This is a genomic window from Pseudomonas sp. NKUCC02_KPG (genome assembly GCF_019345465.1).
GTDB lineage: Bacteria > Pseudomonadota > Gammaproteobacteria > Pseudomonadales > Pseudomonadaceae > Aquipseudomonas.
Genome location: NZ_JAHKRC010000020.1, coordinates 66,917 through 92,556, shown reverse-complemented (window position 1 = coordinate 92,556; position 25,640 = coordinate 66,917). Strand labels below are relative to the sequence as shown.

The 25,640-nt window shown below is 58.8% G+C and carries 26 protein-coding genes and 1 pseudogene; all 27 read right to left on the bottom strand.

Going from position 1 to position 25,640, the window contains the following annotated elements:
* Positions 1-169 precede the first annotated feature (169 nt).
* The gene (flhB, locus tag KO536_RS22395) at positions 170-1,306 is read right to left on the bottom strand and encodes a flagellar biosynthesis protein FlhB (RefSeq protein ID WP_133076011.1); all 1,137 of its coding nucleotides are present in this window, start codon (positions 1,304-1,306) and stop codon (positions 170-172) included.
* Between the two features lie 6 nt (positions 1,307-1,312).
* Complete coding sequence (gene fliR, locus KO536_RS22390; RefSeq protein ID WP_133076010.1) at positions 1,313-2,095, bottom strand: flagellar biosynthetic protein FliR; 783 nt, start codon at positions 2,093-2,095, stop codon at positions 1,313-1,315.
* Positions 2,096-2,365 carry a flagellar biosynthesis protein FliQ gene (fliQ, locus tag KO536_RS22385; protein ID WP_019828826.1) on the bottom strand — a complete coding sequence of 90 codons (270 nt, stop codon included), beginning with the start codon at positions 2,363-2,365 and terminating at the stop codon, positions 2,096-2,098.
* Positions 2,366-2,368: 3 nt separating this feature from the next.
* Positions 2,369-3,112, bottom strand: a complete 744-nt coding sequence (fliP, locus tag KO536_RS22380) for a flagellar type III secretion system pore protein FliP (RefSeq protein WP_133076009.1) — start codon at positions 3,110-3,112, stop codon at positions 2,369-2,371.
* Positions 3,112-3,546: a flagellar biosynthetic protein FliO gene (gene fliO, locus KO536_RS22375; protein WP_219262984.1), complete on the bottom strand. Its 435-nt coding sequence runs from the start codon at positions 3,544-3,546 to the stop codon at positions 3,112-3,114. Before fliO ends, fliP begins: the two co-directional genes overlap by 1 nt.
* Positions 3,547-4,011 carry a flagellar motor switch protein FliN gene (gene fliN, locus KO536_RS22370; RefSeq protein ID WP_219262982.1) on the bottom strand — a complete coding sequence of 155 codons (465 nt, stop codon included), beginning with the start codon at positions 4,009-4,011 and terminating at the stop codon, positions 3,547-3,549.
* A 47-nt stretch (positions 4,012-4,058) separates the two neighbouring features.
* Positions 4,059-5,027, bottom strand: coding sequence for a flagellar motor switch protein FliM (fliM, locus tag KO536_RS22365; RefSeq protein ID WP_019828822.1), 969 nt, complete (start codon positions 5,025-5,027; stop codon positions 4,059-4,061).
* Between the two features lie 9 nt (positions 5,028-5,036).
* Positions 5,037-5,528, bottom strand: coding sequence for a flagellar basal body-associated protein FliL (fliL, locus tag KO536_RS22360; RefSeq protein ID WP_133076006.1), 492 nt, complete (start codon positions 5,526-5,528; stop codon positions 5,037-5,039).
* Positions 5,529-5,711: 183 nt separating this feature from the next.
* Complete coding sequence (locus KO536_RS22355) at positions 5,712-6,914, bottom strand: flagellar hook-length control protein FliK (protein ID WP_219262981.1); 1,203 nt, start codon at positions 6,912-6,914, stop codon at positions 5,712-5,714.
* Between the two features lie 76 nt (positions 6,915-6,990).
* Positions 6,991-7,353 (bottom strand): Hpt domain-containing protein, encoded by a 363-nt coding sequence (locus tag KO536_RS22350; protein ID WP_133076004.1) that lies wholly within the window; start codon positions 7,351-7,353, stop codon positions 6,991-6,993.
* A gap of 30 nt (positions 7,354-7,383) precedes the next feature.
* Positions 7,384-8,721: pseudogene (locus KO536_RS22345) on the bottom strand (SpoIIE family protein phosphatase); the annotation flags it as partial.
* 2 nt (positions 8,722-8,723) lie between these two features.
* A complete protein-coding gene (locus tag KO536_RS22340; RefSeq protein WP_133076002.1) occupies positions 8,724-9,029 on the bottom strand; it encodes an STAS domain-containing protein in 306 nt (101 codons plus the stop codon).
* 52 nt (positions 9,030-9,081) lie between these two features.
* Positions 9,082-9,534 carry a flagellar export protein FliJ gene (fliJ, locus tag KO536_RS22335; protein ID WP_133076001.1) on the bottom strand — a complete coding sequence of 151 codons (453 nt, stop codon included), beginning with the start codon at positions 9,532-9,534 and terminating at the stop codon, positions 9,082-9,084.
* A gap of 6 nt (positions 9,535-9,540) precedes the next feature.
* Complete coding sequence (fliI, locus tag KO536_RS22330) at positions 9,541-10,899, bottom strand: flagellar protein export ATPase FliI (protein WP_133076000.1); 1,359 nt, start codon at positions 10,897-10,899, stop codon at positions 9,541-9,543.
* Entirely contained in the window at positions 10,889-11,647 is a 759-nt protein-coding gene (gene fliH / locus KO536_RS22325; protein WP_133075999.1) for a flagellar assembly protein FliH, read from the bottom strand. Before fliH ends, fliI begins: the two co-directional genes overlap by 11 nt.
* A complete protein-coding gene (gene fliG / locus KO536_RS22320; protein WP_133075998.1) occupies positions 11,648-12,670 on the bottom strand; it encodes a flagellar motor switch protein FliG in 1,023 nt (340 codons plus the stop codon).
* Entirely contained in the window at positions 12,663-14,450 is a 1,788-nt protein-coding gene (gene fliF / locus KO536_RS22315) for a flagellar basal-body MS-ring/collar protein FliF (RefSeq protein ID WP_133075997.1), read from the bottom strand. The genes fliG and fliF overlap by 8 nt, the downstream gene beginning before the upstream one ends.
* Before the next feature lie 15 nt (positions 14,451-14,465).
* Positions 14,466-14,798 carry a flagellar hook-basal body complex protein FliE gene (gene fliE, locus KO536_RS22310; RefSeq protein WP_019828811.1) on the bottom strand — a complete coding sequence of 111 codons (333 nt, stop codon included), beginning with the start codon at positions 14,796-14,798 and terminating at the stop codon, positions 14,466-14,468.
* A gap of 243 nt (positions 14,799-15,041) precedes the next feature.
* Positions 15,042-16,415 (bottom strand): sigma-54 dependent transcriptional regulator, encoded by a 1,374-nt coding sequence (locus KO536_RS22305; RefSeq protein WP_219263001.1) that lies wholly within the window; start codon positions 16,413-16,415, stop codon positions 15,042-15,044.
* A gap of 5 nt (positions 16,416-16,420) precedes the next feature.
* On the bottom strand, positions 16,421-17,539 hold the full coding sequence (locus KO536_RS22300) for a PAS domain-containing sensor histidine kinase (protein ID WP_219262977.1): 1,119 nt from the start codon (positions 17,537-17,539) through the stop codon (positions 16,421-16,423).
* A 206-nt stretch (positions 17,540-17,745) separates the two neighbouring features.
* The gene (locus KO536_RS22295) at positions 17,746-19,227 is read right to left on the bottom strand and encodes a sigma-54 dependent transcriptional regulator (RefSeq protein ID WP_133075994.1); all 1,482 of its coding nucleotides are present in this window, start codon (positions 19,225-19,227) and stop codon (positions 17,746-17,748) included.
* Between the two features lie 180 nt (positions 19,228-19,407).
* Positions 19,408-19,701, bottom strand: a complete 294-nt coding sequence (locus KO536_RS22290) for a hypothetical protein (protein ID WP_019828807.1) — start codon at positions 19,699-19,701, stop codon at positions 19,408-19,410.
* Between the two features lie 16 nt (positions 19,702-19,717).
* Positions 19,718-20,107 (bottom strand): flagellar export chaperone FliS, encoded by a 390-nt coding sequence (gene fliS, locus KO536_RS22285; protein WP_133075993.1) that lies wholly within the window; start codon positions 20,105-20,107, stop codon positions 19,718-19,720.
* Between the two features lie 97 nt (positions 20,108-20,204).
* The gene (gene fliD, locus KO536_RS22280) at positions 20,205-21,566 is read right to left on the bottom strand and encodes a flagellar filament capping protein FliD (protein ID WP_219262975.1); all 1,362 of its coding nucleotides are present in this window, start codon (positions 21,564-21,566) and stop codon (positions 20,205-20,207) included.
* 97 nt (positions 21,567-21,663) lie between these two features.
* Positions 21,664-21,996, bottom strand: coding sequence for a flagellar protein FlaG (locus tag KO536_RS22275; RefSeq protein WP_219262999.1), 333 nt, complete (start codon positions 21,994-21,996; stop codon positions 21,664-21,666).
* A 72-nt stretch (positions 21,997-22,068) separates the two neighbouring features.
* Positions 22,069-24,099 (bottom strand): flagellin, encoded by a 2,031-nt coding sequence (locus tag KO536_RS22270; protein ID WP_219262973.1) that lies wholly within the window; start codon positions 24,097-24,099, stop codon positions 22,069-22,071.
* A 359-nt stretch (positions 24,100-24,458) separates the two neighbouring features.
* Positions 24,459-25,385 (bottom strand): ketoacyl-ACP synthase III, encoded by a 927-nt coding sequence (locus KO536_RS22265; RefSeq protein WP_019828801.1) that lies wholly within the window; start codon positions 25,383-25,385, stop codon positions 24,459-24,461.
* Positions 25,386-25,640: the final 255 nt, after the last annotated feature.

The following is a 25,640-nucleotide window of genomic DNA, read 5'->3' as shown; positions in this document are numbered from 1 at the left end:
ACCAACAACAATTAAAAGCCTCTCAATCACCTACGCACTGAAGTAATAACTATATGTTTTTCACGAAACATATCGCAAGCACTTCAACTCCAACATATGTATTACTTAAGAATACTTATACGCACTTCATTCAAGCACTGTCTAATGCAATGAAAGAATTAACGGCTTCTCAATCATCGCGTTTCAAATCCGGCGGGATCGGCAGGTCCTTGAGCGCGTCCGGGTGCTTGCCCTTGCCCGCCTGGTGCTGGCGGATCTGGTACACGTAGGCCAGCACCTGGGCCACGGCCAGGTACAGCCCGGCAGGAATCTCTTGTTCCAGCTCGGTGGAGTGGTAGATCGAACGCGCCAGCGCAGGGGATTCAAGCAGCAGGATGTTGTGCTTTTCACCAATCTCGCGAATCTTCAGCGCCAGGAAGTCACTGCCCTTGGCCAGCAACATCGGCGCCGCGCCTTTCTCCGGGTCGTACTTGAGGGCCACGGCGTAATGGGTCGGGTTGGTGATGATGACATCCGCATCCGGGATCGCCGCCATCATCCGCCGTTGCGACATATCGCGCTGCAACTGGCGAATCCGCTGCTTGACCTCGGGCCGCCCCTCCTGGTCCTTGTGTTCGTCGCGCACTTCCTGCTTGGTCATCAGCAGTTTCTGATGGCTTTCCCACAGCTGCACCGGCACGTCCACGGCGGCAATCAGGATCAGCCCGCAGGCCATCCACAAGGCGCTCCAGGCCACCACTTGCAGACTATGGATCACCGCCAGTTCCAGCGGCTCATGGGCGATGCGCAGCAGGTCGTCGATATCGGACTTCAACACCAGCAAGGCCACGATCAGGATGATGAAGAACTTGGCCAGGGCCTTGAGCAACTCGACCAGCGCCTTGGCCGAGAACATGCGCTTGATCCCCGCTGCGGGGTTCATGCGGCTGAATTTAGGGGCCAGGCTGCCAGCGGCGAACAGCCAGCCTCCCAGGGAAATCGGCCCGACCAGAGCGGCGATCAGCAAGGTGACCAATACCGGCTGCAGGGCAAGCAGGGCTATTTTTCCCGAGTGGAGTAAAAACAGGCCCATGGAGTCAGGATTGAGCAGCACCTCGCGGCTCAGGCTGAAGTTGTAGCGCATCAACTCCATCATGTCCTGGGCCAGCGCACCACCAAAAATCAGCAGACCCGCCGAGCCGGCCAACATGATGGCCAAGGTATTCAGCTCTTTTGAGCGTGCGATCTCGCCCTTTTCCCTGGAGTCCTTTTTCCGTTTCTCCGTGGGGTCTTCTGTTTTATCGGCACCGCTTTCACTCTCTGCCATAGCGGTCTACTTCGCCTGTGCCAGTTCACGTAAAAACTGCAGGGCCTCGGAGGCCAGCGGTTGATACTGGTTGAGAATGTCCGCCATGCTGATCCACAGAATCACCATGCCCAGCACCAGGGTCAGCGGAAAGCCGATGGCAAAAATATTAAGTTGCGGCGCAGCCCGGGTCATCACGCCAAACGCGATGTTGACCACCAGCAACGCGGTGATGGCAGGCAGCACCAGCAGCAGCGCCGCCCCCAGCACCCAACCGAGCTTGTTGGCGATTTCCCAGTAGTGATGGCTCAGCAACCCGCCACCCACCGGCAAGGTGGTGAAGCTCTCGGTGAGTACCTCAAACACCACCAGATGGCCGTTCATGGACAAAAACAGCAAGGTCACGAGCATGGTGAAAAACTGCCCGATCACCGCCACGTTAACGCCGTTGGCCGGATCGACCATGGACGCAAAGCCCATGCCCATCTGAATCGCGACAATTTGCCCGGCCACCACGAACGCCTGGAAAAACAGCTGCAACGAAAACCCCAGTAATGCACCAATGATGATTTGCTCGGCAATCAGCATCAGGCCGCTGAGGTCCAGCGGGTTGACGACGGGTAGCGGCGGCAGGCTGGGCATGATCGCCAGGGTGATCGCCAATGACAGAAACAGCTTGATCCGCTTGGGCACCAGGGTCGTGCCGATGATCGGCATGGTGGTCAGCAGTGCGCCCACCCGAAACAGTGGCAGCATAAAGCTGGCGACCCAGGTACTGATCTGCGCGTCCGTCAGGGCCAGAAGCGACATTTAACCGATCAACTGCGGAATGCTGCCGTACAACTGCAGGATGTATTCCATAAAGGTCTGCACCAGCCAGGGCCCTGCCACGATCAGCGTGATCAGCATCACCAGCAGTCGCGGGAGAAAGCTGAGGGTTTGTTCGTTGATCTGGGTCGCCGCCTGAAACATGGCCACCAGCAACCCGACCAGCAAGCTGGGGATCACCAGCACGGCGACCATCAGGGTGGTCAGCCACAGCGCACTGCGAAACAGGTCAACCGCAACTTCTGGGGTCATGACTCACACTCCGCCAAAACTGCTGGCCAGGGTGCCGATAATCAACGCCCAGCCATCCACCAGCACAAACAGCATGATTTTGAACGGCAGCGAAATGATCAACGGCGAGAGCATCATCATGCCCATGGCCATCAGCACACTGGCCACCACGAGGTCGATGATCAAAAACGGGATAAAAATCATGAACCCGATCTGGAACGCGGTTTTCAGTTCCGAGGTGACGAACGCGGGCACCAGGATGGTCAGGGGAGCGGCATCCGGAGTGGCGATGTCGGTGCGCTTGGACAGGCGCATAAACAGCTCCAGATCGCTGGTCCGGGTCTGGGCCAGCATGAAGTCCTTGATCGGCACTTCAGCCTTGAGAATCGCATCCTGGGCCGAGAGCTTTTCGGCAAGATAAGGCTGCAGGGCGTCGTTGTTCACCCGGTCGAATACCGGGGCCATGATGAACATCGTCAGAAACAACGCCATGCCCGTGAGGATCTGGTTGGACGGTGTCTGCTGCAGGCCCAGGGCCTGACGCAGGATCGAGAACACGATGATGATCCGCGTAAAGCTGGTCATCAGCATGACGAACGCCGGAATGAAACTCAGCGCGGTCATGATCAGCAGAATTTGCAGACTGACTGAATATTCCTGCTGGCCATTGGCCCCGGTGCCCAGGGTTATCGCCGGAATCGACAGCGGGTCAGCCCCTGACGCCAACGGCGCGACAAGCGCCAACAACAGCGCGACAACTAAACGCATTACGGCTTGTCCTTTTGCTGACCCAGTATTTCCATCAGGCGCTTGGCAAATTCGGGGGTTGCAGGTTGCGCTGTGCCGGGCACTTGCACCGGCTCCTTGAGCACGTGCAGCGGGGTGATACGGCCCGGCGTCAGGCCCAGCAGGATCTGTTCACTGCCGACCTGCACCAGCACCAGCCGATCCCGCGCACCCAGGGCACGGGTACTGATCAGCTCGATCACCTGCCCCTGACGCGGGCCCGCCTGCTGGACACGGCGCAGCAGCCAGGCCAGGGCAAATATCACCCCCAGCACCAGCAGCAGGCCGAGCACCAATTGCGTCAATTGCCCGCCAATACTGGTGCCCACCACCGGAGCCGCGACAGCCGTGGCCACAGGTTCGGCCGCCAGCACGCTAAAGGGCAAGGCCACTAAACCGCCGAGTAACCGCTTCACTTAACGCAGCTTCTTGATGCGTTCGCTGGGGCTGATCACGTCAGTCAGGCGGATGCCGAACTTTTCGTTGACCACCACCACTTCGCCGTGAGCAATCAGGGTGCCGTTCACCAGCACGTCCAGCGGTTCGCCAGCCAGGCGATCCAGCTCGATCACCGACCCCTGGTTGAGTTGCAGCAGGTTACGGATATTGATGTCGGTGCTGCCCACTTCCATGGAAATCGACACCGGGATATCCAGAATCACGTCCAGGTTAGGGCCATCCAGCGTCACCGGCTGGTTGTTGCGCGGCACACTGCCGAACTCTTCCATTGCCAGACGGTTGGGGGCCGGTTTGGTGACTGCATCAGCCGCCAGCAAAGCATCGATATCTGCCTGGCCAACATCGCCGGTTTCTTCCAGCGCCGCAGCCCATTCATCAGCCAGCGCCTGGTCTGCAGCAGTTGTATCGTGTTCGTTAGCCATGGGGTGTCCTCGGCGGGCAGTCAATCATTGGATGGGTGTGGAGCGGCTTAACGCCGCCCGATGGGCTCAACCACTTGCAAGGCAAGATTGCCTTTGTGGGAGCCCAGTTTGACCTTGAACGAAGGCACGCCATTGGCGCGCATTACCAATTCATCTTCCAGTTCGATGGGGATCACATCGCCGGGCTGCATGTGCAAGATGTCCCGCAGGCGCAATTGACGGCGGGCCACGGTGGCACTGAGCGGCACGCTGACGTCGAGTACGTCTTCGCGCAGGGCCTTGCTCCAGCGTTCGTCCTGGTCGTCGAGGTCGGACTGGAATCCGGCATCGAGCATTTCGCGCACCGGCTCGATCATCGAGTACGGCATGGTCACGTGCAGGTCGCCGCCACCGCCGTCGAGCTCGATATGGAAAGTGGACACCACAATGGCCTCACTGGGGCCGACGATATTGGCCATGGCCGGGTTAACTTCTGAGTTGATGTACTCGAAATTGACCTCCATGATCGCCTGCCAGGCCTCCTTCAAATCAATGAAGGCCTGCTCCAGCACCATGCGCACCACGCGCAATTCGGTAGGGGTGAATTCCCGGCCTTCGATCTTGGCGTGACGGCCGTCGCCGCCAAAGAAATTGTCCACCAGCTTGAACACCAGTTTGGCGTCGAGGATGAACAGTGCCGTGCCGCGCAACGGCTTGATCTTGACCAGGTTCAGGCTGGTAGGCACGTAAAGCGAGTGCACGTACTCGCCGAACTTCATGACCTGCACCCCGCCCACCGCCACGTCCGCCGAGCGGCGCAGCAGGTTGAACATGCTGATACGGGTATAGCGGGCGAAACGCTCGTTGATCATTTCCAGGGTCGGCATGCGCCCCCGGACAATACGGTCCTGACTGGTCAGGTCATAGCTTTTGACACTGCCGGGCTCGGCAGCTGTTTCGGCCTGTACCAGACCGTCATCGACGCCATGCAACAGCGCGTCAATCTCATCCTGGGACAGCAGGTCTTGCACGGCCATGTCGTGATCCTACTGCAATACAAAGTTAGTAAAGAGCACCTGGTCGATAACCACTTTGCCGAGTTCTTTCTGTGCTACGTCCTGCACGCTGGCAGTCGTTTTCTGGCGCAGAATTTCCTGGCCCACCGGTGTTGCGAGGTCGTCAAAGGACTGACCGGAAAACAGCATCACCAGGTTGTTGCGAATCACCGGCATATGCACCATGAGCGCCTTCAGATCGGCGGGGTCGCGGGCCTGCAAGGTCACACTCACTTGCATGTAGCGCTGGCGGCCATTGGCGTTGTAATTGACCACGAAGGCCGGGGCCATGGGCTCATAGAGGGCGGCCGGTTTGACGTTGCTGTCCACTTGCGGCACAGGCTCGCTCTTGGGGCTGTGCATGAAATACCAGGTGGCGCCTACAGAAAGACCAATCGCCAGCAGTACAGCCACGACGATCAGGATAATCAGCTTGAGTTTGCCTTTGCCGGCCGGTTCATCTACCGCGTCGCTCGTCGCCATGCCAATAATCCGTCACTATTTGGTTTTCACAGATGCCGGGGTAGGCACAGCAAGTGTTATGCCAGAAGCAGGACGGTGGGTGACTTTGTGGACGCGGGCTTGCTCGCGATACAGGCTATGGGGCGCCGCCGTTACAGCGCGCCGAAGCCATCGCGAACAAGCCCGCTCCCACAGGGTTTTTACTCAGGCGTAGTAATCCACTGCACTGGAGCCCAATACTACGCTTGGCGCGACCGCCGCGACGTCCACTGGCTCGTCATCCATGACACTGTCCAGCCGCTGACCACCGCTTCCGCTGCGGGCCTGTTGCTCCTGGCCCTGCTGCCCTTGCCAGTTGCGCGGCTGGTCGGAGACGTTGACGTCCACCTGCCCCATCCCCTGTTGTGCCAGCATGTCGCGCAAGCGGTGCATCTGGCTGTCCAGCGCTTCGCGCACGCCAGCATGACCACTGACAAAGTTGACCTGCGCCGACTGGTCAGCGGCAATGTTGACCCGAATATCCAGGCGCCCCAGCTCCGCTGGCTCCAGCTGGATGTCGGCAGATTTGAGATTGGCGCTGGACAGGTACATCACCCGATTGACGACCTCTTCAGACCAGCCGCCCTGATGCATGGCCAGGGGCTGATTGACCGGCAGCGTGTTCACGGTCTTGGGCACTGCAGCCTGGGTTAGGGCCGCCAGGCGATTGGCGAAGTCATCGACCCGCGTATCGCTGGACGTACTTTTCAGATCCTTGAGACCGTCATCGAGCAAGCCCTTGAAAGCCTTCTCGCCGCCCTCACCGGTCGCTGACTCGCCAGCACTCCCATCGATCAGCATGGCGATGCTGCTGGCCTGCCCCTGAACCGTGGCCGGTGGGGTTTCGTTCGACGGGATCTTGACCGGGCTCTGGCTGCTGGCCGATACATGCCCGCCCTGCTCCATCGCCAGGCGCACGGCCGGCATCGCGTCGAGAGGATCCGCTTCGGGGTCGAAGGTGTCGTCGGCTGCCGGTTGCAGAAGCGACTGAACCTGAGCTTGAGCCACCCGTGGCTGTGCCGCTTGGGCCTGTGCAGCTACCGGCACCTCTGGTGTCTCGGGTACCGCCTCGACAACCGCCGCGGGAGGTGCCGTCACAGGCAGCAGCATGAGTGGATCGACAACGGCCAAGTCGTCGCCCGACTGGCCAGCGCTGTCATCCTGATCAGTCATGGCTGCATCCCTGGTCTTGCCGCCAGGCAATGGGTTGCCGCTATCGGCAACGGCTGGCGCCGGCTCAGACGCGCTGGCATACACCGCGGCAAAGGGTTGTGCCGGGGACGTGGCAGGTTGCGCAGGGCTGCCCGCCGCTGCTTTTGGCGCAGCAACGGCAGGTATCTGAAGCAAGGGTTGGGCGGCAACGGGCATTAACGGGTCTCCGCTGTACGGCAGGCATAGGTACAGGTCAGAGAGTCAGAGCAAGGTTTGGGCCAGCTTTGCGCAATCAGCTGATCACAAAATACGGAGGCCCTGAGCGATGGCGCTCGGCACGATAAAGTCGCCGAACCATCTGGTATTCATCGTCGATCTTGATCACCAGCTCCTGGATACCGGCCAGTTGCTTCTTTTGCGCACGCTCTTCGAGCAGGCCGCACAAGTGCGCCAAACGAATGGCACCCATGTTGCTGCTGCTGCCTTTAAAGCTGTGGGCAACCAGTGTCAGGTCGTCGGCTTCGCGGGTGTTGTGCAATTGCCCCATGCGCTCTTCGGAGTCAGAGAGGAAGGTATCGAGCAGGTCTGCAAAACCGCCCTCCATCACGTCTCGCAACGCATCGACCACTTTCGGATCCATATGAATGTCAGACACTTGTTCACTCCTTGATCAAGAATGGCCGGATTATGCCAGACCCCCCCATGAAAACTCTACGGTCGCACTGCGGCCATCAGGTGCCCAGCGGGCCGCAGGGCACAGTTGCCGGACCAAACTCACGCCACGCCCCGACAGACGGTCTGAATCAAGGGGTCTGGACATGACTTTGTCGACATCAAAGCCGGCACCACTGTCTTCAACCTGGATAAACAGGCGTCCGCTCTCCCCGATCGGCTCGACCTGCAACGACACCCGCACAAATCCGCTTTTGAGGGTCGCCAAGCGCTCCCTGCGCTGCTGGTAATAATGGGCAAACCCTTCTGTATCGCGCTTGAGCCGAGAGTCGAGGCCCAGCACCCCGTGTTCCAGGGCATTATTGTAAAGCTCGGACAGCACCGCATGGATCACCGGCCCCTGGGCACGCAATCCGTGGACCTCCATCAGCAATTGCAGCAAGAAAGGCAGTGGATTGAACTGTTGCAGGGTTCGCGCCCGAAACTCGAAACGGGACGACCAGTCCCGCGGGCTGCATTGGCCGCTGTCTGAATAGACGATGGCTGGCACACCCAGAAACTGCGGCAATTGTGAGGTGATATGCACCATGCTCACGTCATCCCGGGCCCGCCCCTGAAAATCGCGCAACGCCTGTTCGACCTCGGCAATCAGTTGCAGCGGATGGCGATTGGCATCGAGCACCCGCTCCAGACGTTCAACCCCGAACAGTTGCTGATCCGGGCCACAGGTATCGATCACGCCGTCGGTCAACAAAAACACCTGATCACCGGGCAGCATCGCAAAGACTTGAGTGGCATGGTCAAACACTTCAGCGCGCAACACCCCCAGCGGCAGGTGTTGCGACGTCAATGCCGTACGCTCACCACCGGACTGCAAGTAACCGTCGGGCATCCCGCCATTCCAGACCTCGACACAACGGCGCTGGGCACTGACACACAGCAACGTGGCGCAGCAGAACATGTCGACGGGCAGGATGCGCTTAAGCTTGGCGTTCATTTCACGGAGGATTTCGGCCAGGCCATAGCCTTTGGCCGTCATGCTGTAGAACACCTCGGCCAGTGGCATTGCGCCAATGGCCGCAGGAAGACCGTGGCCGGTGAAATCAGCGAGCAGCAGGTGGGTATCCCCGGCGGGGGTGTAGGCCGCCAATAACAGATCACCATTGAACAAGGCATAGGGCGATTGCAAGAAGCGGATATTGGGGGCATCCAGACACCCTGAATGCGCCACCCGATCAAATACCGCCTTGGCTACCCGCTGCTCGTTGAGCAGGTAATCGTTGTGCTCGGCTATCAAGTCACGCTGCTGCAGCACGGTTTGCTGCAAGCGCCGCAGGCGCTCCATTGAGCGGCTCAATTGATATCGAACAGCTTGTCAAAGTTGGAAATACCGAGAATCTTGCGCACATCCGGACTGCTGTTGACTACCCGGATATCCGACTCATCGCCACCGGCGTGCTCGCGTAACAGCAACAACATGCCCAGCGCCGAACTGTCGAGGTAGGTCGCGTCTTTCAAATCCACTACCACGCAAGCGGGCTTGGGGTTCAATTCCTCATAGGCGCTGCGAAATTCCTGATGTTTGGCAAAGTCGAACCGGCCCTTGATTGCGATTGTCAGCTTGCTGCCATCTTCGGAGACTTCAGATATCACTGCCATGTGGATGCTCCCGAGGTTGTCCCAGCAACTATAGACGCTTTGTGTAGAGGGGTCAGTACACGTCTTTTCGCGGCAATCGCTGGGACAACTCGTCCATCAATTTTTGCTCGCGCTTGTCTTCCAGCTGGCGGGCTTCGTCGGCGTAACGCTGAACCAGCTTGCGCAGCCCCTCGACGCGGGCATAGGCCGTCTGCCACGTCTCACGGGCCTTGTCGAGGTTGTTCTGATGCCACACCAGACTCTGGCGCTGCTGGCCGACGGCGGTTTCCAGCTGGCCAAGGAAATATTGATAGTTGCGCAGCCATTGGCCCGACACGCCCTGGCTGCCGCGATCAACCCACTGCGCCTGGTACTCGCCACGGAAGTTTTCCAGGTCCCCCAGCTTGCTGTTCGCCAGGTTGACCTGCCCTTGAAAGTGCCCCAATCGCTGGGCCGCCGCCTTCTCGGTCTTTTCGGCCATATCGACCACTGGCGCCAGGCGCACTGCCCTTGAATCACCGGCCATCGTCGATTAACCACCCTCTGCCGGGGCGAAGATGCTGCCCAGATGCCCGCCGCTCTCGGCCAGGCTGATGTTGTCGTTCAGCCCTTGGCGCAGGTACGCCACCATTGCCGGTTGCAAGGCAATGGCGGTATCGGTTTCACGGTCGCCACCCGGCACATAGGCGCCCACGCTGATCAGGTCGCGTGCTTGCTGGAAGCGGGACCACAGCTGTTTGAACTGCTGCGCACGACGCATGTGTTCTGGCGTGACCACCGACGGCATGACCCGGCTGATGGACGCTTCAATATCGATGGCCGGGTAATGCCCTTCTTCGGCCAGGCGCCGGGACAACACGATATGGCCGTCGAGCACGCCCCGCGCCGAGTCGGCGATGGGGTCCTGCTGGTCATCGCCTTCAGAGAGCACGGTGTAGAACGCCGTGATCGAACCGCCACCGGCCTCGGCATTACCGGCCCGCTCCACCAGCTTGGGCAGTTTGGCGAACACCGAAGGCGGATAGCCCTTGGTCGCTGGCGGCTCGCCAATGGCCAGGGCGATTTCCCGCTGGGCCTGGGCGAATCGGGTCAGGGAGTCCATCAGCAACAGGACATTCTTGCCCTTGTCGCGAAAATATTCGGCGATTCGCGTGCAGTACATGGCTGCACGCAAACGCATCAGCGGCGCGTCATCGGCAGGCGATGCCACGACCACCGAGCGCTTGAGGCCTTCGGTGCCGAGGATATGCTCGATAAATTCCTTTACCTCACGACCCCGCTCACCGATCAGGCCAACCACGATAATGTCGGCCTCGGTAAAACGGGTCATCATCCCCAGCAGCACACTCTTGCCCACGCCCGTACCGGCAAACAGGCCCAGACGCTGGCCGCGCCCGACCGTCAATAAACCGTTGATGCTGCGAATGCCCACGTCCAGCGGCACGCTGATCGGGTCACGCTTGAGGGGGTTGATGGCAGGCCCGTCCATCGGTACCCAGTCTTCGGCCTTCATCGGCCCTTTGCCATCCAGTGCACGCCCGGCGCCGTCAAGCACCCGACCGAGCATGCTCATGCCCATCGGCAGGCGGCCATTATCGGCCAGGGGCACCACACGGGCGCCCGGCGCGATCCCGGCGACGCTGCCCACGGGCATCAGGAAGATTTTGCCACCGGAGAAGCCCATCACCTCGGCTTCGACTTCCACCGGGTGAAAACTGTCGTCGTTGATCACCAGGCAACGACTGCCCATGGCGGCGCGCAGGCCTTCGGCTTCAAGGGTCAGGCCAACCATGCGCAGCAATCGGCCTTCAACCACCGGCTGCGCAGGCAAAGACACAGCCGGGGCATAGGTGCTCAGGCGCTTGGCAAAGCTGGTGCGCTTAAGGTGCATCGAGGTCGATGTCGATGTCAGGCGCCGCCGGATGCAGCGACTGCTCGTGGAGCTGGTCGAGCAACTGGTTCATGGCCTGTTTGATACGGGTTTCGATGCTGGCATCGATGCGGCTGTGCTCGGTTTCAATCCGGCAACCGCCGGGCTGCAGGGTGTCGTCTTCGACAATCCGCCAGTGTTCGTCGTGGCGCTCGCGCAAGGCCTTGATCTGATCGAAATCCTGCGGATTGATGAACAGCCGAATGTTCTCGGCACCCATCGGCAACAGCTTCAAACCCTCGCGCAGCACTTTCTCGATCTGGGTCGAATCGGTTTTGAGCTCACGCTGGATCACTTGCCGGGTCATGTGCTCGACCAGCCCGACCATGGCTTTTTCAAGTTGTTGGTCCTGCTCGGCAAGCGGCGCCAGCAAGCTGTTCATCAAGCGTTCAAGGCTGGCCACCCTGGCGCTCAGGGCAACCTCGGCTTCCTGGCGAACCTTGAGCTGAGTGCTGTGAAAACCTTCTTTTTCGCCCGTGGCAAAGCCTTCGTTCCAGGCCTCCTGGCGAATGCTTTCGAGTTCTTCGAGGGTCAGTGGCTGGACTTCATCCAGCGGCACTTCTTCGCTTTCCACCGGCAGCTCTTCGACCGGCTCGGGCTCAGGCTCTTCGGGCTCGCGCCAAGGGTCAAAGCTGGGCAGGCCCCATACATCGAAGGCACCCACATCCTTGGCCCGGATCACATCTCCGGGAGAGTCACCGCTGCTCACTTAGATCATCTCTTCGCCGCCCTTCCCGCCGAGAACAATGTCTCCGGCTTCGGCCATACGGCGGGCGATGGTGAGGATTTCTTTCTGCGCAGTTTCAACATCACTGACACGTACCGGGCCCTTGGCTTCCAGGTCGTCACGCAACAGTTCGGCCGCGCGCTTGGACATGTTCTTGAAGATTTTTTCCTGCACGTTCTCGTCGGAGCCCTTGAGCGCCAGCACCAGCACGTCCGAGGACACCTCGCGCAGCAACGCCTGGATCCCCCGGTCGTCTACATCGGCCAGGTTGTTGAACACGAACATCAGGTCTTCGATCTGACCCGAGAGGTCTTCGTCGATATCGCGGATCGAATCCATCAACTGGGATTCCATCGAGCTGTCGAGGAAGTTCATGATGTCGGCCGCCCGCTTGACGCCGCCCAGAGAGGTGCGCGCCGCATTGGAGTTGCCGGAGAACTGTTTTTCGAGGATCTGGTTCAGCTCTTTGAGCGCCGCCGGCTGCACGGTATTGAGCGACGAAACCCGCAGGATGATGTCCAGGCGCGCCTTCTGGTCGAAGTGACCCAGCACTTCACCCGCCTGGTCCGGGTCCAGATACGCCACCACAATGGCCTGGATTTGCGGGTGCTCGAAGCGGATCACGTCGGCCACGGCACGCGGTTCCATCCACTTCAGGCTGTCGAGGCCACTGGTGTTGCCACCCAGCAGGATGCGGTCGATCAGGCCGTTGGCCTTGTCTTCGCCCAGGGCCGAGGTGAGCATTTTGCGAATGTAGCTGTCCGACCCCACGCCAAGGCTGGTCTGGTCGCCGACGATCTCGACGAACTCGCTCATCACCTGCTCGACCTGCTCACGGTGAACGTTGCGCATTTGCGCCATCGCCACCCCCACCCGCTGGACCTCTTTGGGGCCCATGTGGCGCAGCACCTGGGCCGCGTCGGATTCGCCCAGGGACAGCAGCAAAATGGCGGCCTTGTCGACCCGGGTCAACTTGGCGTTGGCGCCCGCACGGTTATCACTCATCGGCATTGATCCACTCTTTTACTACCTGGGCCACACGGCCCGGATCTTCTGCGACCAGACTCTTGATTGCGTTCAACTGAGCGTCATAGCCTTCGCTCGGGCTTGGCAACATGATGCTCTGCGGACCGCTGAGGCTGACACGGTCGTTGGCCAACTCACGATCGAGTCCGCCCGGGCCGCCCATCTCGGCATCGCTGCCAATGCCTGCCACTTGCTTGTTGCGACCGTTGCCGGTGATGTTGTTGAGCACCGGGCGCAACACACCAAACACCAGCACCAGAATAAACAGCACGCCCAGTACTTGTTTGACCACATCCCAGAACCAGGGCTGCGAATAGAACGGGATGTCGGCGATCACTTCGGCGCGCTCGGTGGAGAACGGTACGTTGATCACACTGACACTGTCGCCACGGCTGGCATCAAAACCCACGGCGTCCTGCACCAGGCGGGTAAAGCGTGCCAGTTGATCGGTGCTCCACGGTACCTGGGTGATTTCACCGTTGGCCGGGTTGACGCTGATCTTGTCGTCGATCACCACCGCCACCGACAGGCGATTGACCCTGCCCTGCTGCTGCTTGGTGTGGCTGATGGAGCGGTCCAGCTCGAAGTTGCGGGTCGATTGCGAGCGCTTGTCTGCCGGGTACGGTGCCAGCATTGGCTGGCCGGTGCCCGGGTCCATAATTTGCTGACCGTTGGCATCGAGCAAAGGCTGACCCGGTTGGATCATGCCCGCTGCGGCGGCGCCCTGGCCGGTTTGCTGAGGGGCGGTGGCCGGGCTCGGCGGCTGATTGCTCAAGGCACCGGGCACGCCTTGGGGGCCATTGCTGGCGGTGCGTTGCTCGCTGGTCGATTGCTCGCTGCGCAGCGCCGGTTGATCGGGGTTGAACTGCTCGGAGGTGGACTCGACGGCACTGAAATCCACATCGGCCGACACTTCTGCCTTGTAACGGTCATTGCCCAGCACCGGCTGCAAGATGTTGTGCACGCGCTGAGTCAACATGCCTTCCATGCGGCGGCTGTAGTCGAACTGCTTGCCGGCCATGGTCAGTTCGGAGTTTTCACCCTGATCCGAAAGCAGATTGCCTTTTTGGTCGACCACGGTGATCTGGGACTTGCTCAATTCAGGCACGCTGGTGGCGACCAGATTGACGATCGCCAGCACCTGGCCCGGCTCCAGCGAGCGGCCCGCGTAGAGTTCAACCAGGACCGACGCACTGGGCCTGCGCTCATCGCGCACGAACACCGAGCTTTTGGGAATCGCCAGGTGAACCCGTGCACCCTTGACGTTATTGAGGCTGGAAATGGTGCGCGCCAACTCGCCTTCCAGACCTCGACGATAACGCGTGGCCTCCATGAACTGGCTGGTGCCCAGGCCCTGGTCCTTGTCGAGGATTTCGAAACCGATATTGCTGTCGGTCGGCGTGACGCCTGCGGCCGCCAGTTTCAGTCGGGCACGGGCAATGTCGTCGGCCTTGACCAGCAAGGCGCCCGAGTTGGGCTCAACGGTGTAGGCAATGTCGGCGGAGGCCAGGGTTTCCATGACCTGCTTGGCATCCATACCGGCCAGGCTGCCATACAGCGGCCGGTAATCGGGTTGCTGGGACCACAACACAACGGCAAAACCAATGGCCACGCTCGCCGCCAGGCCGACCATCAGGCCGACCTGACGCAGCATGGTCATATCGGCCAGGTTGTCCAGAAAAGACAGGCCAAACAGCGGCGGCTTGCCGCCGGCTGGGCCTGTTTGGGCCGGAACGTTATCCGGGAGTGCATCTGCCATGACTTGATATCGCCCTTAAACCGGCATCTGCATGATGTCTTGGTATGCCTGAACCAGCTTGTTACGGACTTGGGTCAACGCCTGGAAAGAAACACTGGCCTTCTGGGAAGCAATCATCACATCCGTCAGGTCTACGCCGGTCTTGCCGATTTCGAATGCGTTCGACAACTGGCTCGATGCCTGCTGCGTGTCGCTGACCTTGTTGATCGCATTGCCGAGCATGTCGGAAAAGCTGCTGGCACCGGCTTCGGGAACCGCCTGCACAGCCGATTTTGGCTGAGCCATGGCGTCCATCTGCATGGCCCGCATGTCCAACATCAATCGATTAAATTCAATACCCTGGCTCATGGACAACTGCCTCCGACGACCCGCAATTTTTTGACACTTTCACAGCGCTTACCGAGGTATAGCAACAAGGGTGCCAGCTCTTTGTCGTTTTATAACAATTACCGTTACAAAACGTCGCAGACAAGGATCACACCTAACCTGTGGGAGCGGGCTTGCCCGCGATGGCATCACCGCGCAACGTCTGATGCCCCGCGTCGATCAAATCGCGAGCAAGCCCGCTCCCACACTGGTTTAGTGGCGCTCTCAGGTTGCGGCAAACAGATAAGCCTCAACATCCATCCCCGCATCGCGCATCTGCGCCAGCTTGTAGCGCAAGGTCCGCGGGCTGATGCCCAGGCGCTCGGAAGCTTCCTTGCGTCGCCCCCGCTCGGCACGCAAGGTGTCGATAATCAGCTGGAATTCACGTCGGCGCAGATCATCACCCAGCGCCCCCGCCGACTCCACAATCTCGACCGGCGAAGCCAGTGCCGGCAAGGGCGCGCAGGCCACAGGCCCTGCCAGGCAAAAATCTGCCGCTTCGATCTGGCCGCCCTGCTGCAAAATCAACGCCCGCTGAATCGCGTTATCCAGCTCGCGCACATTACCGGGCCAGGGGTATGCGCCCAGGCACGCCCGGGCATCCGGCGAAAACCCGACTGCCGTGTGCTTCATTTTGCCGATGTACTTGGCCAGCAGCCGCTCAGCCAACGGCAGGATGTCGGCAGTACGCTCGCGCAGCGGGGTCCAGGCCAGCGGAAACACTGAAAGGCGATAGAACAGATCCTCGCGAAACCGTCCCGCAGCCACTTCGCCCGCCAGATCACGGTTGGTGGTGGCGACCACGCGGATATCCAGCACAATCGGCTTGCGCCCGCCTACCCGCTCCACTTCGCGCTCTTGCAGCACCCGCAGCAGTTTTGCCTGCAGGCCCAGAGGCATTTCGGAAATTTCATCGAGCAGCAAGGTGCCGCCATCCGCCTGCTCAAACTTGCCGGCCTGGGCCGCAATGGCGCCGGTAAAGGCACCTTTCTCATGACCAAACAGAGTGGCTTCGAGCATGTTGTCGGGGATGGCCGCGCAGTTGATCGCCACAAACGGCTGATCAACCCGACGGGAATGCTGGTGGATATAACGCGCCAGCACTTCTTTACCCGTACCCGACTCGCCCGAGATCAGCACCGTCGCATCACTGCGCGCCACCCGCGCCGCCAACTCCAACAGCTGGACACTGGCCGGCTCAACCGCCACCGGACCTTCAGTGTCCGCCACCCCCAGACTGCCCAGGGCATGGCGAGCCACCAGATCGAGCAAGGCCTTGGGTTCAAACGGTTTGACCAGATAGTCCACCGCCCCCTGGCGCATGGCATCCACCGCCCGCTCCACGGCGCCATGAGCCGTCATCAGCAACACCGGCAACTGGGGCTGACAGGCGCGCAGGCGAGCGAGCAACTGGTGGCCATCCATGCCCGGCATGTTGACGTCACTGACCACCAGGCTGAACGCCTGCGAAGTGACCGCCGCCAGGGCTTCTTCCCCCGAGCTGACCGCCTTAAAGCCGTGACCGGCCAGCAATAGCGTGTCCGCCAGCGCTTCGCGCAACGCGTGATCGTCTTCGACCAACAGCACGTTAATTCGCATCATCATCAGTTTGCCTCCGCCACACCGGGAATCAGCGGCAAGCTGAGCAAGGCGCAGGTACCACGCCCCAGCCGCGAACGTAACTGCAAGTGGCCCTGATGCGCCCGTACCACCGCGTTGACCACCGCCAACCCGAGACCGGTGCCGGTCGCCTTGGTGGTGAAAAACGGTTCGCCCAAACGCGCCAGGACTCGGGGTTCAATGCCACTGCCACTGTCGCTCACGCACAGCCTCAGGCAGTTATCACGGCGGTATAAATGGACTTTAAGCCGCACCTGCACAGCACCCGTTTGCAGGGCGTTTTCGATCAGGTTCAGCAGCGCGCCCACCAGGGTGTCGCGATTGCACAGCAGCTGCCCCGTATAGGCATCGCACTGCCAGCGTATCGACACGCCCTGAACATGGGTTTGCGCGGCGGCCTGCAGGGTTTGCATCAGGACCTTGGGGCTGACCCGATCTGTCAGCGGCAATTCGCCCCGGGCAAAGACCAGCATGTCGCGTACTTGATGCTCAAGCTCGTGCAGACGCTCCTTGAGGCGCCCGGCAAAGCGCTGCTGGGTTTCCAGCGGCAGCGCCTGCTCGGTCAAATGACTGGCGTAGATCAGCGCTGCCGACAGTGGCGTACGAATCTGGTGGGCCAGGGAGGCAACCATCCGCCCCAAAGACGACAAACGCTCATGGCGGGCAAGCTGATCTTGCAGGCGCCGGGTTTCTGTCAGGTCATTGAGCAAGACCAGTTGCCCCGGCTCGGCATCCAGCGAACGGGTGGCAATCGACAGGCGCCGACCGTCCTTGAGGGAGACTTCGTGACCATCGTCTTCGCGGGGTGCAAAACAGCGGGCAATCACATGGCGCCACAGCTCGCCCTCTAGGGGCAGGCCCAGTAGCTCGCAGGCCGCAGGGTTGGCCTCGCGCACCCGTCCGCGATCATCGATGACGATGACCCCGCCCGGCAGCAGATCAAGCAGGTGTTGCAGGCGATTGGCCAGTCGCTCTTTTTCCGCCAGCTCAGCCATGCGCTGCTCGCTGACCACCGCCAGCTCCCCCGTAAGCTCCGAAACACGGGCTTGGAGCAGGCTATAGGGATCAGGAACGGAAGAAAGCTGGACGGCGGCTTGAGGCATGGTGCGTGCTCGCTTGGCTGACCGTCATAAAACGGTTCGTTGAACCAAGCGAAGCAATACCCGTGCCTGAATAGATAACACTAGCGAACCGCAATGCCGGTCCCGACTTATGTGGGAGCGGGCTTGCTCGCGATTTGGGCGCCTCGCAGTGTCAGGAATAACGGGTGATGCTATCGCGAGCAAGCCCGCTCCCACAGAGACAGGCGTCAATCGTCTGCCTGTTCTTCGCCTTCACGACGGCTCATGCCGTACTTGCGCATTTTTTCCACCAGGGTGGTGCGACGAATCCGCAGGCGTTCTGCCGCGCGGGCGACGATGCCATTGGCGTCGTCGAGCGCCTGCTGGATCAGCCCCTGCTCCAGCCCACCCAGGTAGTCCTTGAGATCCAGGCCTTCGGGCGGCAGCATCGCATTGGCGCTGGCGACGAAATCGGTAGTAGCACTGTTGATGGCCACGCGCTCTTCCATGTCGCTGCGCAGGCTGTCGACCATCTGCTCGTCTTCGTCATCCACGTAGCGGAATTTCTTCGGCAGCTCAACCACGCCAATCACGCCATAGGGATGCATGATCGCCATGCGCTCCACCAGATTGGCCAGCTCACGGACGTTGCCCGGCCATGCATGACGGCACAACGACATGATCGCGGCAGAATTGAAGCGGATCGAGCCACGCTTTTCGTGCTCCATGCGCGAAATCAGCTCGTTCATCAACAGCGGAATATCTTCGACCCGCTCGCGCAGGGGCGCCATTTCAATCGGGAATACGTTGAGGCGGTAGTACAAGTCTTCGCGGAAGGCGCCGACTTCAATCATGCTTTCGAGGTTTTTGTGGGTCGCGGCAATGATCCGCACATCGGCGCACTGGGTCTTGTTGCTGCCCACGCGCTCAAAGGTACGTTCCTGCAACACGCGTAGCAGCTTGACCTGCATCGGCAGCGGCATATCGCCGATTTCATCGAGAAACAGCGTGCCGCCATTGGCCAGCTCGAAACGCCCGGCACGGCTGGTGATTGCCCCGGTGAAGGCGCCCTTCTCATGCCCGAACAGCTCGCTTTCGAGCAGTTCGGCTGGAATCGCCCCACAGTTGACGGGCACAAACGGCGCGTCACGGCGCTTGGAGTGGTAATGCAGGTTACGTGCAACCACTTCCTTGCCGGTCCCGGACTCGCCGAGGATCAAGACGCTGGCATCGGTGTCGGCCACTTGCTGCATCATCTGGCGCACATGCTGAATCGCACGGCTGGTACCGACCAGGCTGCGAAACAGGTTGGGCTCACGATGACGGCCGCGCTCACGGGCCTGGTCGTACATCTCGCGATAGACCTGGGCACGGTGCAGGGAATCAAGCAATTTGCTGTAGCTGGGGGGCATTTCAAGACTGGACAACACCCGGCGGCGCTGGTCTTCAGGCAAATCGACTGAAGAAACTTCACCTAAAAGCATGATCGGCAGGAACTCATCCCACACAGCCAGTGTCTTAAGCAAGCTTGAAAGACCACCCGCAGTACTCACCGTGCCTACAAGCACGCAGAGTACTTCACGACTGGACGGCAAGACTTTGACGGCTTGCTCCCATTCGTGGCTAGGACTGGCTAAATTTTCTTCACCAAGAAAATTCAGAATCACCGCCAGGTCGCGGCGACGGACGCTATCGTCATCGATCAACAGAATTTTGGTTTCACGCCACATGCAATAGCAACTTCCCTAGTCAACTCAATGCCCCGGATGGCAGGGCATATGTAGACGCCCTAACCCTGTTGGATATCTAAGACGACTGAATACAGAATAACGAGCTAGTTAAGTCAAAAAACTGTGCATAGTCAAATTTATGGCGGTTTAAAACGCGATTAACCACATATTCTTTAGGCCTTAACCGAATAGATGGTAAACCTTTGACGCATTTTTTGCTTGATTGATCTGCCCCATTTGCTCAACGACTGACTGACGCTCATCGGTCGCGGCTTCCAGCAGCATGCGATACACCACCAACAGCCCTTCCAGATTCTCGCGCAACACCGCCTCATCCAGCGGCGCCTCATCCAGAACACTCTCGACACACACCCGACAAGCCGAGTCCAGCTCGCCGATGGCATCCCAATTGCGCTCGGCCAGAGCATCAATCAGCGCTACGCGGGTTTCCTGAATTCGTTGCAGTTGGCTCATGACACACTCCTCGGGCTTATTGCGGGGCAATGGCATCCCAACCACTTTTTACAGTGATCAGCAGGCGAGCCACTTCATCGATGATTTCAGGGTCGTTCTTGGCATTGGCCTGGGTCAAACGCACCGCCATGAATTCATACAGGCTGTCCAGCTGCTGCAACGCAGCCTTGTCATCGGTCTTGTCTTCATCCAGGCCCTGACGCAGGCCGGTGATGATGTCGATGGCCTTGGTGATCAACATGGCCTTCTGCGGGATATCACCACGGCTCATTGCGCCTTTGGCCTGGGCCATGCGATCCAGACCGCCTTCCATCAGCATTTGAATCAAGCGATGGGGGCTGGCTTCGGAGATTTGAGCGTGGGAATTAACCTTCTGATACTGACGAAGGGCGCGCATCGGGTTCATGTTCTTACCTCGTAACAAATTGTCTGGGACTTAACCCTTATGTCGACTGTGGCGCTGAAAACTTTAGCCATGAAGCCGCGCCGCACACACTGAAAAATCAGCTGGACGACTTAGGGTTATTCAATGAATTAAGCGTGGTCATGATGCTTGAGCTGCTGGCGTTGATCTTCGCGATCAGGCCGTCCATCGCCGTATATTTGGCGGTCAGGGATGTCTTTAGCGAGTCCATTCGGCGATCCAGATCGCCCTGCTGAGTCGTCAGGTCCGTCAGTTTGGTATTCAAGTCTGCCGCACGAGTTGTTAGAAGCCCGGCCGTCCCCACATAGCTGTCGGTGGCTTTGGTCATGCGCGAGATCAAACCGGTGTCACCGGCAAAAACCTTGGCAATCTCGGTCGCACCGTTAGGCAGTGCCACGGCGGCGCTCCACTTGGTGTCGTCGAGGGTCAACAACCCGGTTTTTTGGTCTGTGCTGATGCCCATTTGCGCCAGGTTGCCGATGGAAGAGCCGCTGGTATTTTGTAGCAGCTCGCTGCGAATACCGTTGACCAACTGGCGCATAGACGAGTCACCGGTCAGAGCGCCGGTGGTGGTGGTCGCCGCATCGCCGGTGGCGGTGACTTTAGTTTGCGTGTTGATAATGGTCATCAGCGCGTTGTAGGCACTGACAAACGACTGCACCGAGGTTTTCAGGGTCGAGGTGTTGGACGCCACGGTAATCGTGGACTCCTTGGTGTCCAGCAACTCAAGACTCACGCCGCTGATGGCCGACGTCACCTTGTTGCTCGTCGACTCCATGGCAATGTTATCGATGGTGTATTCAGCATTGACTGGCGGTTTACCGGCGTCATAGCCCGTAGCCAGCTCTGAGTCACCGCTGATGGTGATGTCGGACCCTTTGCCGGTGGTCTGCGAACTGATCACCAGACGCGAGCCGTTGGCGTCCGTCAGGACGTTGGCACTAAAGCCCTTGGATTGCAGCTGCGTGTTGATCGCATCGCGAGTCTGCTGCATGGTCGCGCCCGCCGGGATCTTCACGTCGTAGCTGCTATCCGACTGCAAGAGGGTCAGGGTTTGATCTTTTTCGCTGGCGTTAACCACTGCCGAGCTGCCTTCAAACACCTTGCTGGTGATTTTTGGCGCGGTCGCCAGTTGCGTGACTTTCAGCGCATAGGTACCGCTGGCGGCTTTGTCGCCGAGGGTGACCTTGGAAATCTTTTCATCGGATGACGTCGCCGCCAATCCGTTGAAACTGGAGACACTGTTGAGCTTGGCAATGGCTGTGCGGTAAGTCTCAAGCGAGGCTTTCACGATGCCCACCGCCGAGAGCTGGGTCGTGGTGACGGTTTGCAACTTGGTAATCTGGGCTTGCTTGGGTGCTTTTTCAGCATCGACCAAGGCCTTTACGATACCGACTGTATCGAACCCCGAACCCACACCTGTAATGGTTGAACTGGCCATCTTTATTCTCCTTATCCGGTGGCTGCCGCTTGGCTGGCGAACACTTTATTGACAAAGAATGCCGAAGCCACGGATAGCTTCACATTTCATGCCACCTTCAAGCGCTGGCGTTAAAAAGTAGGCTATTAGGGTCTGCCAGATTTTGCGCGAGCTTTAGAACGACTTCTGAAGGCAACTGGCGAATCACTTCACCGCTGTGCGTAGCGATGACTTTGACCACCATGATGCCGGTGGTGTCATCAATCGAAGAATTCAGCTGGCGCTGATTAGACTGCGCAAAGTCACGCAAATCACTGACTGCTTTAGGCGGCTTGCCGAGCAGCGCGAAGTCATCTGCGTCAGCCCTGGAAATTGCAACCGGTGCGGTCGCGGGGCTGGACGGGCTGACGGCGGCTGGGTGGGCGGTATTCAGTTTGATGCTCATGTCAATGTCATCACCTCACCTCTGAAAAAACAAAAGGGCGAGTAAACTCGCCCTTCCGTTATCAACCGAGCGCTGAAATTACTGAAGCAGTTTCATCACAGCGGAAGGCAGTTGGTTCGCCTGAGACAGGATCGCAGTCGAAGCCTGTTGCAGGGTTTGTTGCTTGGTCAGCTGAGCCGCTTCGGAAGCGAAGTCAGTGTCCTGAACGCGACCCAGTGCAGCGGTGGAGTTCTCGGAGATACTCTGCAGGTTGGCCACTGTGCTGTCAAAACGGTTTTGCACAGCACCCAAAGCCGAACGCTGCGTGTCGATCTGCTGAATCGCATCAGCCAGCGCCTGAACGGTACGCTGCGAATCAGCGGCGGTCAGAACACTCAGGCTGGCAACGCTAGTTTCAACAGTGGTTGCTTTCGCAGTGCCAGCATCAGAAACAGCTTTCAGACCCAGTGCAGCCAAGCCTGTACCGGCGCCACCATCTTTGACAGTAATGTCTTTGTTAGAAAACAACTTCAACGTGCCGTCCTCATTCTTGCTGGCGGTCACACCTGTGCTGGCGCTGTTGATCGAAGAGACGACTGCGTCGGCGTTATCCCCCTTCTTGAACTTAACTTCAACACCGTTCAACTCAATCGAAGTATCAGCGGTCAATTTTGCTTGAGAAGTGCCAGCCGACAACCCTAACTGAGCCAACGAACCACCTTGAGTGTTAGCCAGCTTGATATCACTCCCATCCTTTGACGTGAGTTCGATTCGCCCATCGCTATTGATTGAAGCAGATTTGATCCCATCAACCGCCTTCATTTTATTCAACACTTGATCGACTGTTTCAGACGCTGTCCAAGCTACTGATTTACCGTTAACGGAAATTCCACCATCAGCCCCCATGTTTGAGCTGTTAGTTTTTGAGACATTCGTTGTTGTAGCGGTTGTTTGTGGAGATGTAATTGCTGTAAGGCCCGCCTTACCTGCATCGGCACCACCGACAACAATAGATGATGTAGAAGTAAGCTTCATTACACCGGTGGCAGCATCAAAAACTGCATTAACATCTCCATCAGCTTTACCAATAGCTGTGGCAAGATCAGTACCCGACATACCATCAGTAACAATTACGCTTTTACCGTTGATCGTGATTTTATCTGTAGCTGCAAGATTCGAAGTGCCACCTGTTTTCAAATTATCAACAGCTGAACTGGTAGCAGTAGCCCCAGCAGAAATTGTAGTAGCAGCAATACCTGTTTTAGCAGCATCAGCGCCACCAACGACAATGTCTTTTGCCGAGGCAAGATTCATCACACCAGTCGTATTATCAAATGTTGCTGTAACGCTAGAATCGGCAGTGTTAATGGCAGCGGCGAGATCGTTGCCTTTCATGCCATCAGTCAGAGCAACGGTCTTACCATTAATAGTAATTTTATCCGTAGCTGTTATCGATGACGCTGCTCCGCCAGTAGTTAAAGTAAGATCAGCAGTACCATCAGTACTAGCAAAAGCAGCTGTAGTAGTCGTGGTAGCCGTACCAGCCAGTACAGAGCCTATAGCAGAAGCTGAAAGCCCCTGCATAGCCGCCCCACCCGAAGATGCCTCGCTGTAAGACCCCTTCAAAGCAGTAGCGCTGATATCGCTCATGCCGAACGAAATGGTCTGGTTGGCATCAGCGCCGACTTGGAAAGACTGGTTAGTGAACGAACCGTCCAGGATGTTACGACCACCGTAGGTAGTGGTTTGAGCAATACGGGTCAGTTCACCGGTTTTTGCTGTAAATTCTTGTTGCAGGGACGCACGGTCAGCGTCGCTTTTATCACCGTTCGCGGACTGCAGGGCCAGTTCACGCAGACGTTGCAGAATATTGGTCGACTCTTGCATCGCGCCTTCAGCAGTCTGAGCGATCGAGTTGCCGTTGTTGGCGTTGGCGATCGCTACGGTCATGCCTTTGGTCTGCGAAGTCAGACGGTTAGCCATTTGCAGGCCAGCCGCGTCGTCTTTGGCGCTGTTGATTTTCAGGCCGGAAGACAAACGGGTCATCGAGGTGCTAAGCGCATCACCGGCTTTGTTCAGGTTTTTCTGAACGGTCAGGGACGTGACGTTAGTGTTTACTGATAAAGCCATGACGAAATCCTCATTGGATGAATACTGCGGCTTCCGGCCCTGGCAACCGCCGGGTGTGGCCTAGAGAACCTTCGTAATAGTTATCGTCGTCAAAGCGGGTTGCTTGAGAGGTTTTTTGAATTTTTTTACTGGCAGGAGGCCATCCCTTGTATTTCAGGGGGTTAGCGAGGGATGACCTGCCAGACATCCCCTGGTGTGGGAGCGGGCTTGCTCGCGATTCGGGCGGCGCGGTACTTCAGGGAAACCGGGTTGATGCCATCGCGAGCAAGCCCGCTCCCACAGATGGCATCAGCCCCTGTCAGAACGCAAAACGCCCGTGGCTTTTTGGGCCACGGGCGTTTTGTGTGTCGGCTTGACGCTTATGGGCGATAGATGATCGCCGAGCCCCAGGACAGGCCCACGCCAAAACCGCTCAGCGCTACGCGCTTCCAGCTGGCTTCCATGACGTGTTTTTCCAGCAGCAAAGGAATGCTCGACGACACGGTGTTGCCCGTCTCGACCATGTCCTTGATGAATTTCTCCGGCTCGCCTTCAAAACGGCGGGCCACGGCGTCGACAATGGCCGCACTGCCCTGGTGGATGCAGAAGGCGTCGATGTCCTTGGAGGTCAGCTCGGACTCTTCCAGCAGCTCGTTCAGGTGCGCAGGCACTTTGAGCAGCGCGAAGTTGAAGACCTGGCGGCCGTTCATGAAGAACACGCCATCGCTGACTTTCAGGTGCGGAGCGCCGGAACCGTCGGTGCCGAACTTGGCCTTGCCCAGCTGCCATGGAGCGTCTTCGCCCATCCAGGTGGCGGTGGCCGCGTCGCCGAAGAGCATGGTGGTGTTGCGGTCTTCAGGGTCGACGATTTTCGAATACGGGTCTGCGGTGATCAGCAGGCCGTTTTTCAGGCCCGTGGCTTCCATAAAGCCTTTCATCGCGTAGATGCCGTAGACATAGCCCGAGCACCCCAGGGAAATGTCAAAGGCAGCCACGTGGGTCGGCAGACCAAGTTTGTCCTGAACGATGGCGGCCGTGTGCGGCAGGCCTTCGGCGTCGCCGTTCTGGGTGACGACGATCAGCGCGTCGATGGATTCGCGCTTGAGCTGCGGATTGTTGGCGAACAGCGCGTTGACCGCTTCGACACACAGGTCCGAGGTTTCCTGGTCGGCGTCTTTGCGCGGAAGAAAGGCCGAACCGATCTTGCCCAGAATGAATTCTTCGTCCTTGGAGAACTTCGCGCCTTGCGCGTAGTTGTCTACACCGCTTGCTGGCACGTAACTGGCGATGCTTTTAATGCCAATCATTGTGGCTTCCCAATACTGAATAGCTGGAGATCACCCGCTCGCACAATCGAGGGGCGCTGACAATAAAAGGGCTTTATCGCGCAGGATTGCGGCGAATGTGGGTGCATAAAAATAGACAAAACAGCCTGAAAAAGGCCCGGCACCCGCCCGTACGTTTCACACGATACAGTGAAGATGCCCGTTATGACTCATAGGTCACGCTATTTTGTGTGGTTTTATACAAAACATTACGAGAGCACAGAACCAGGCCTGTAG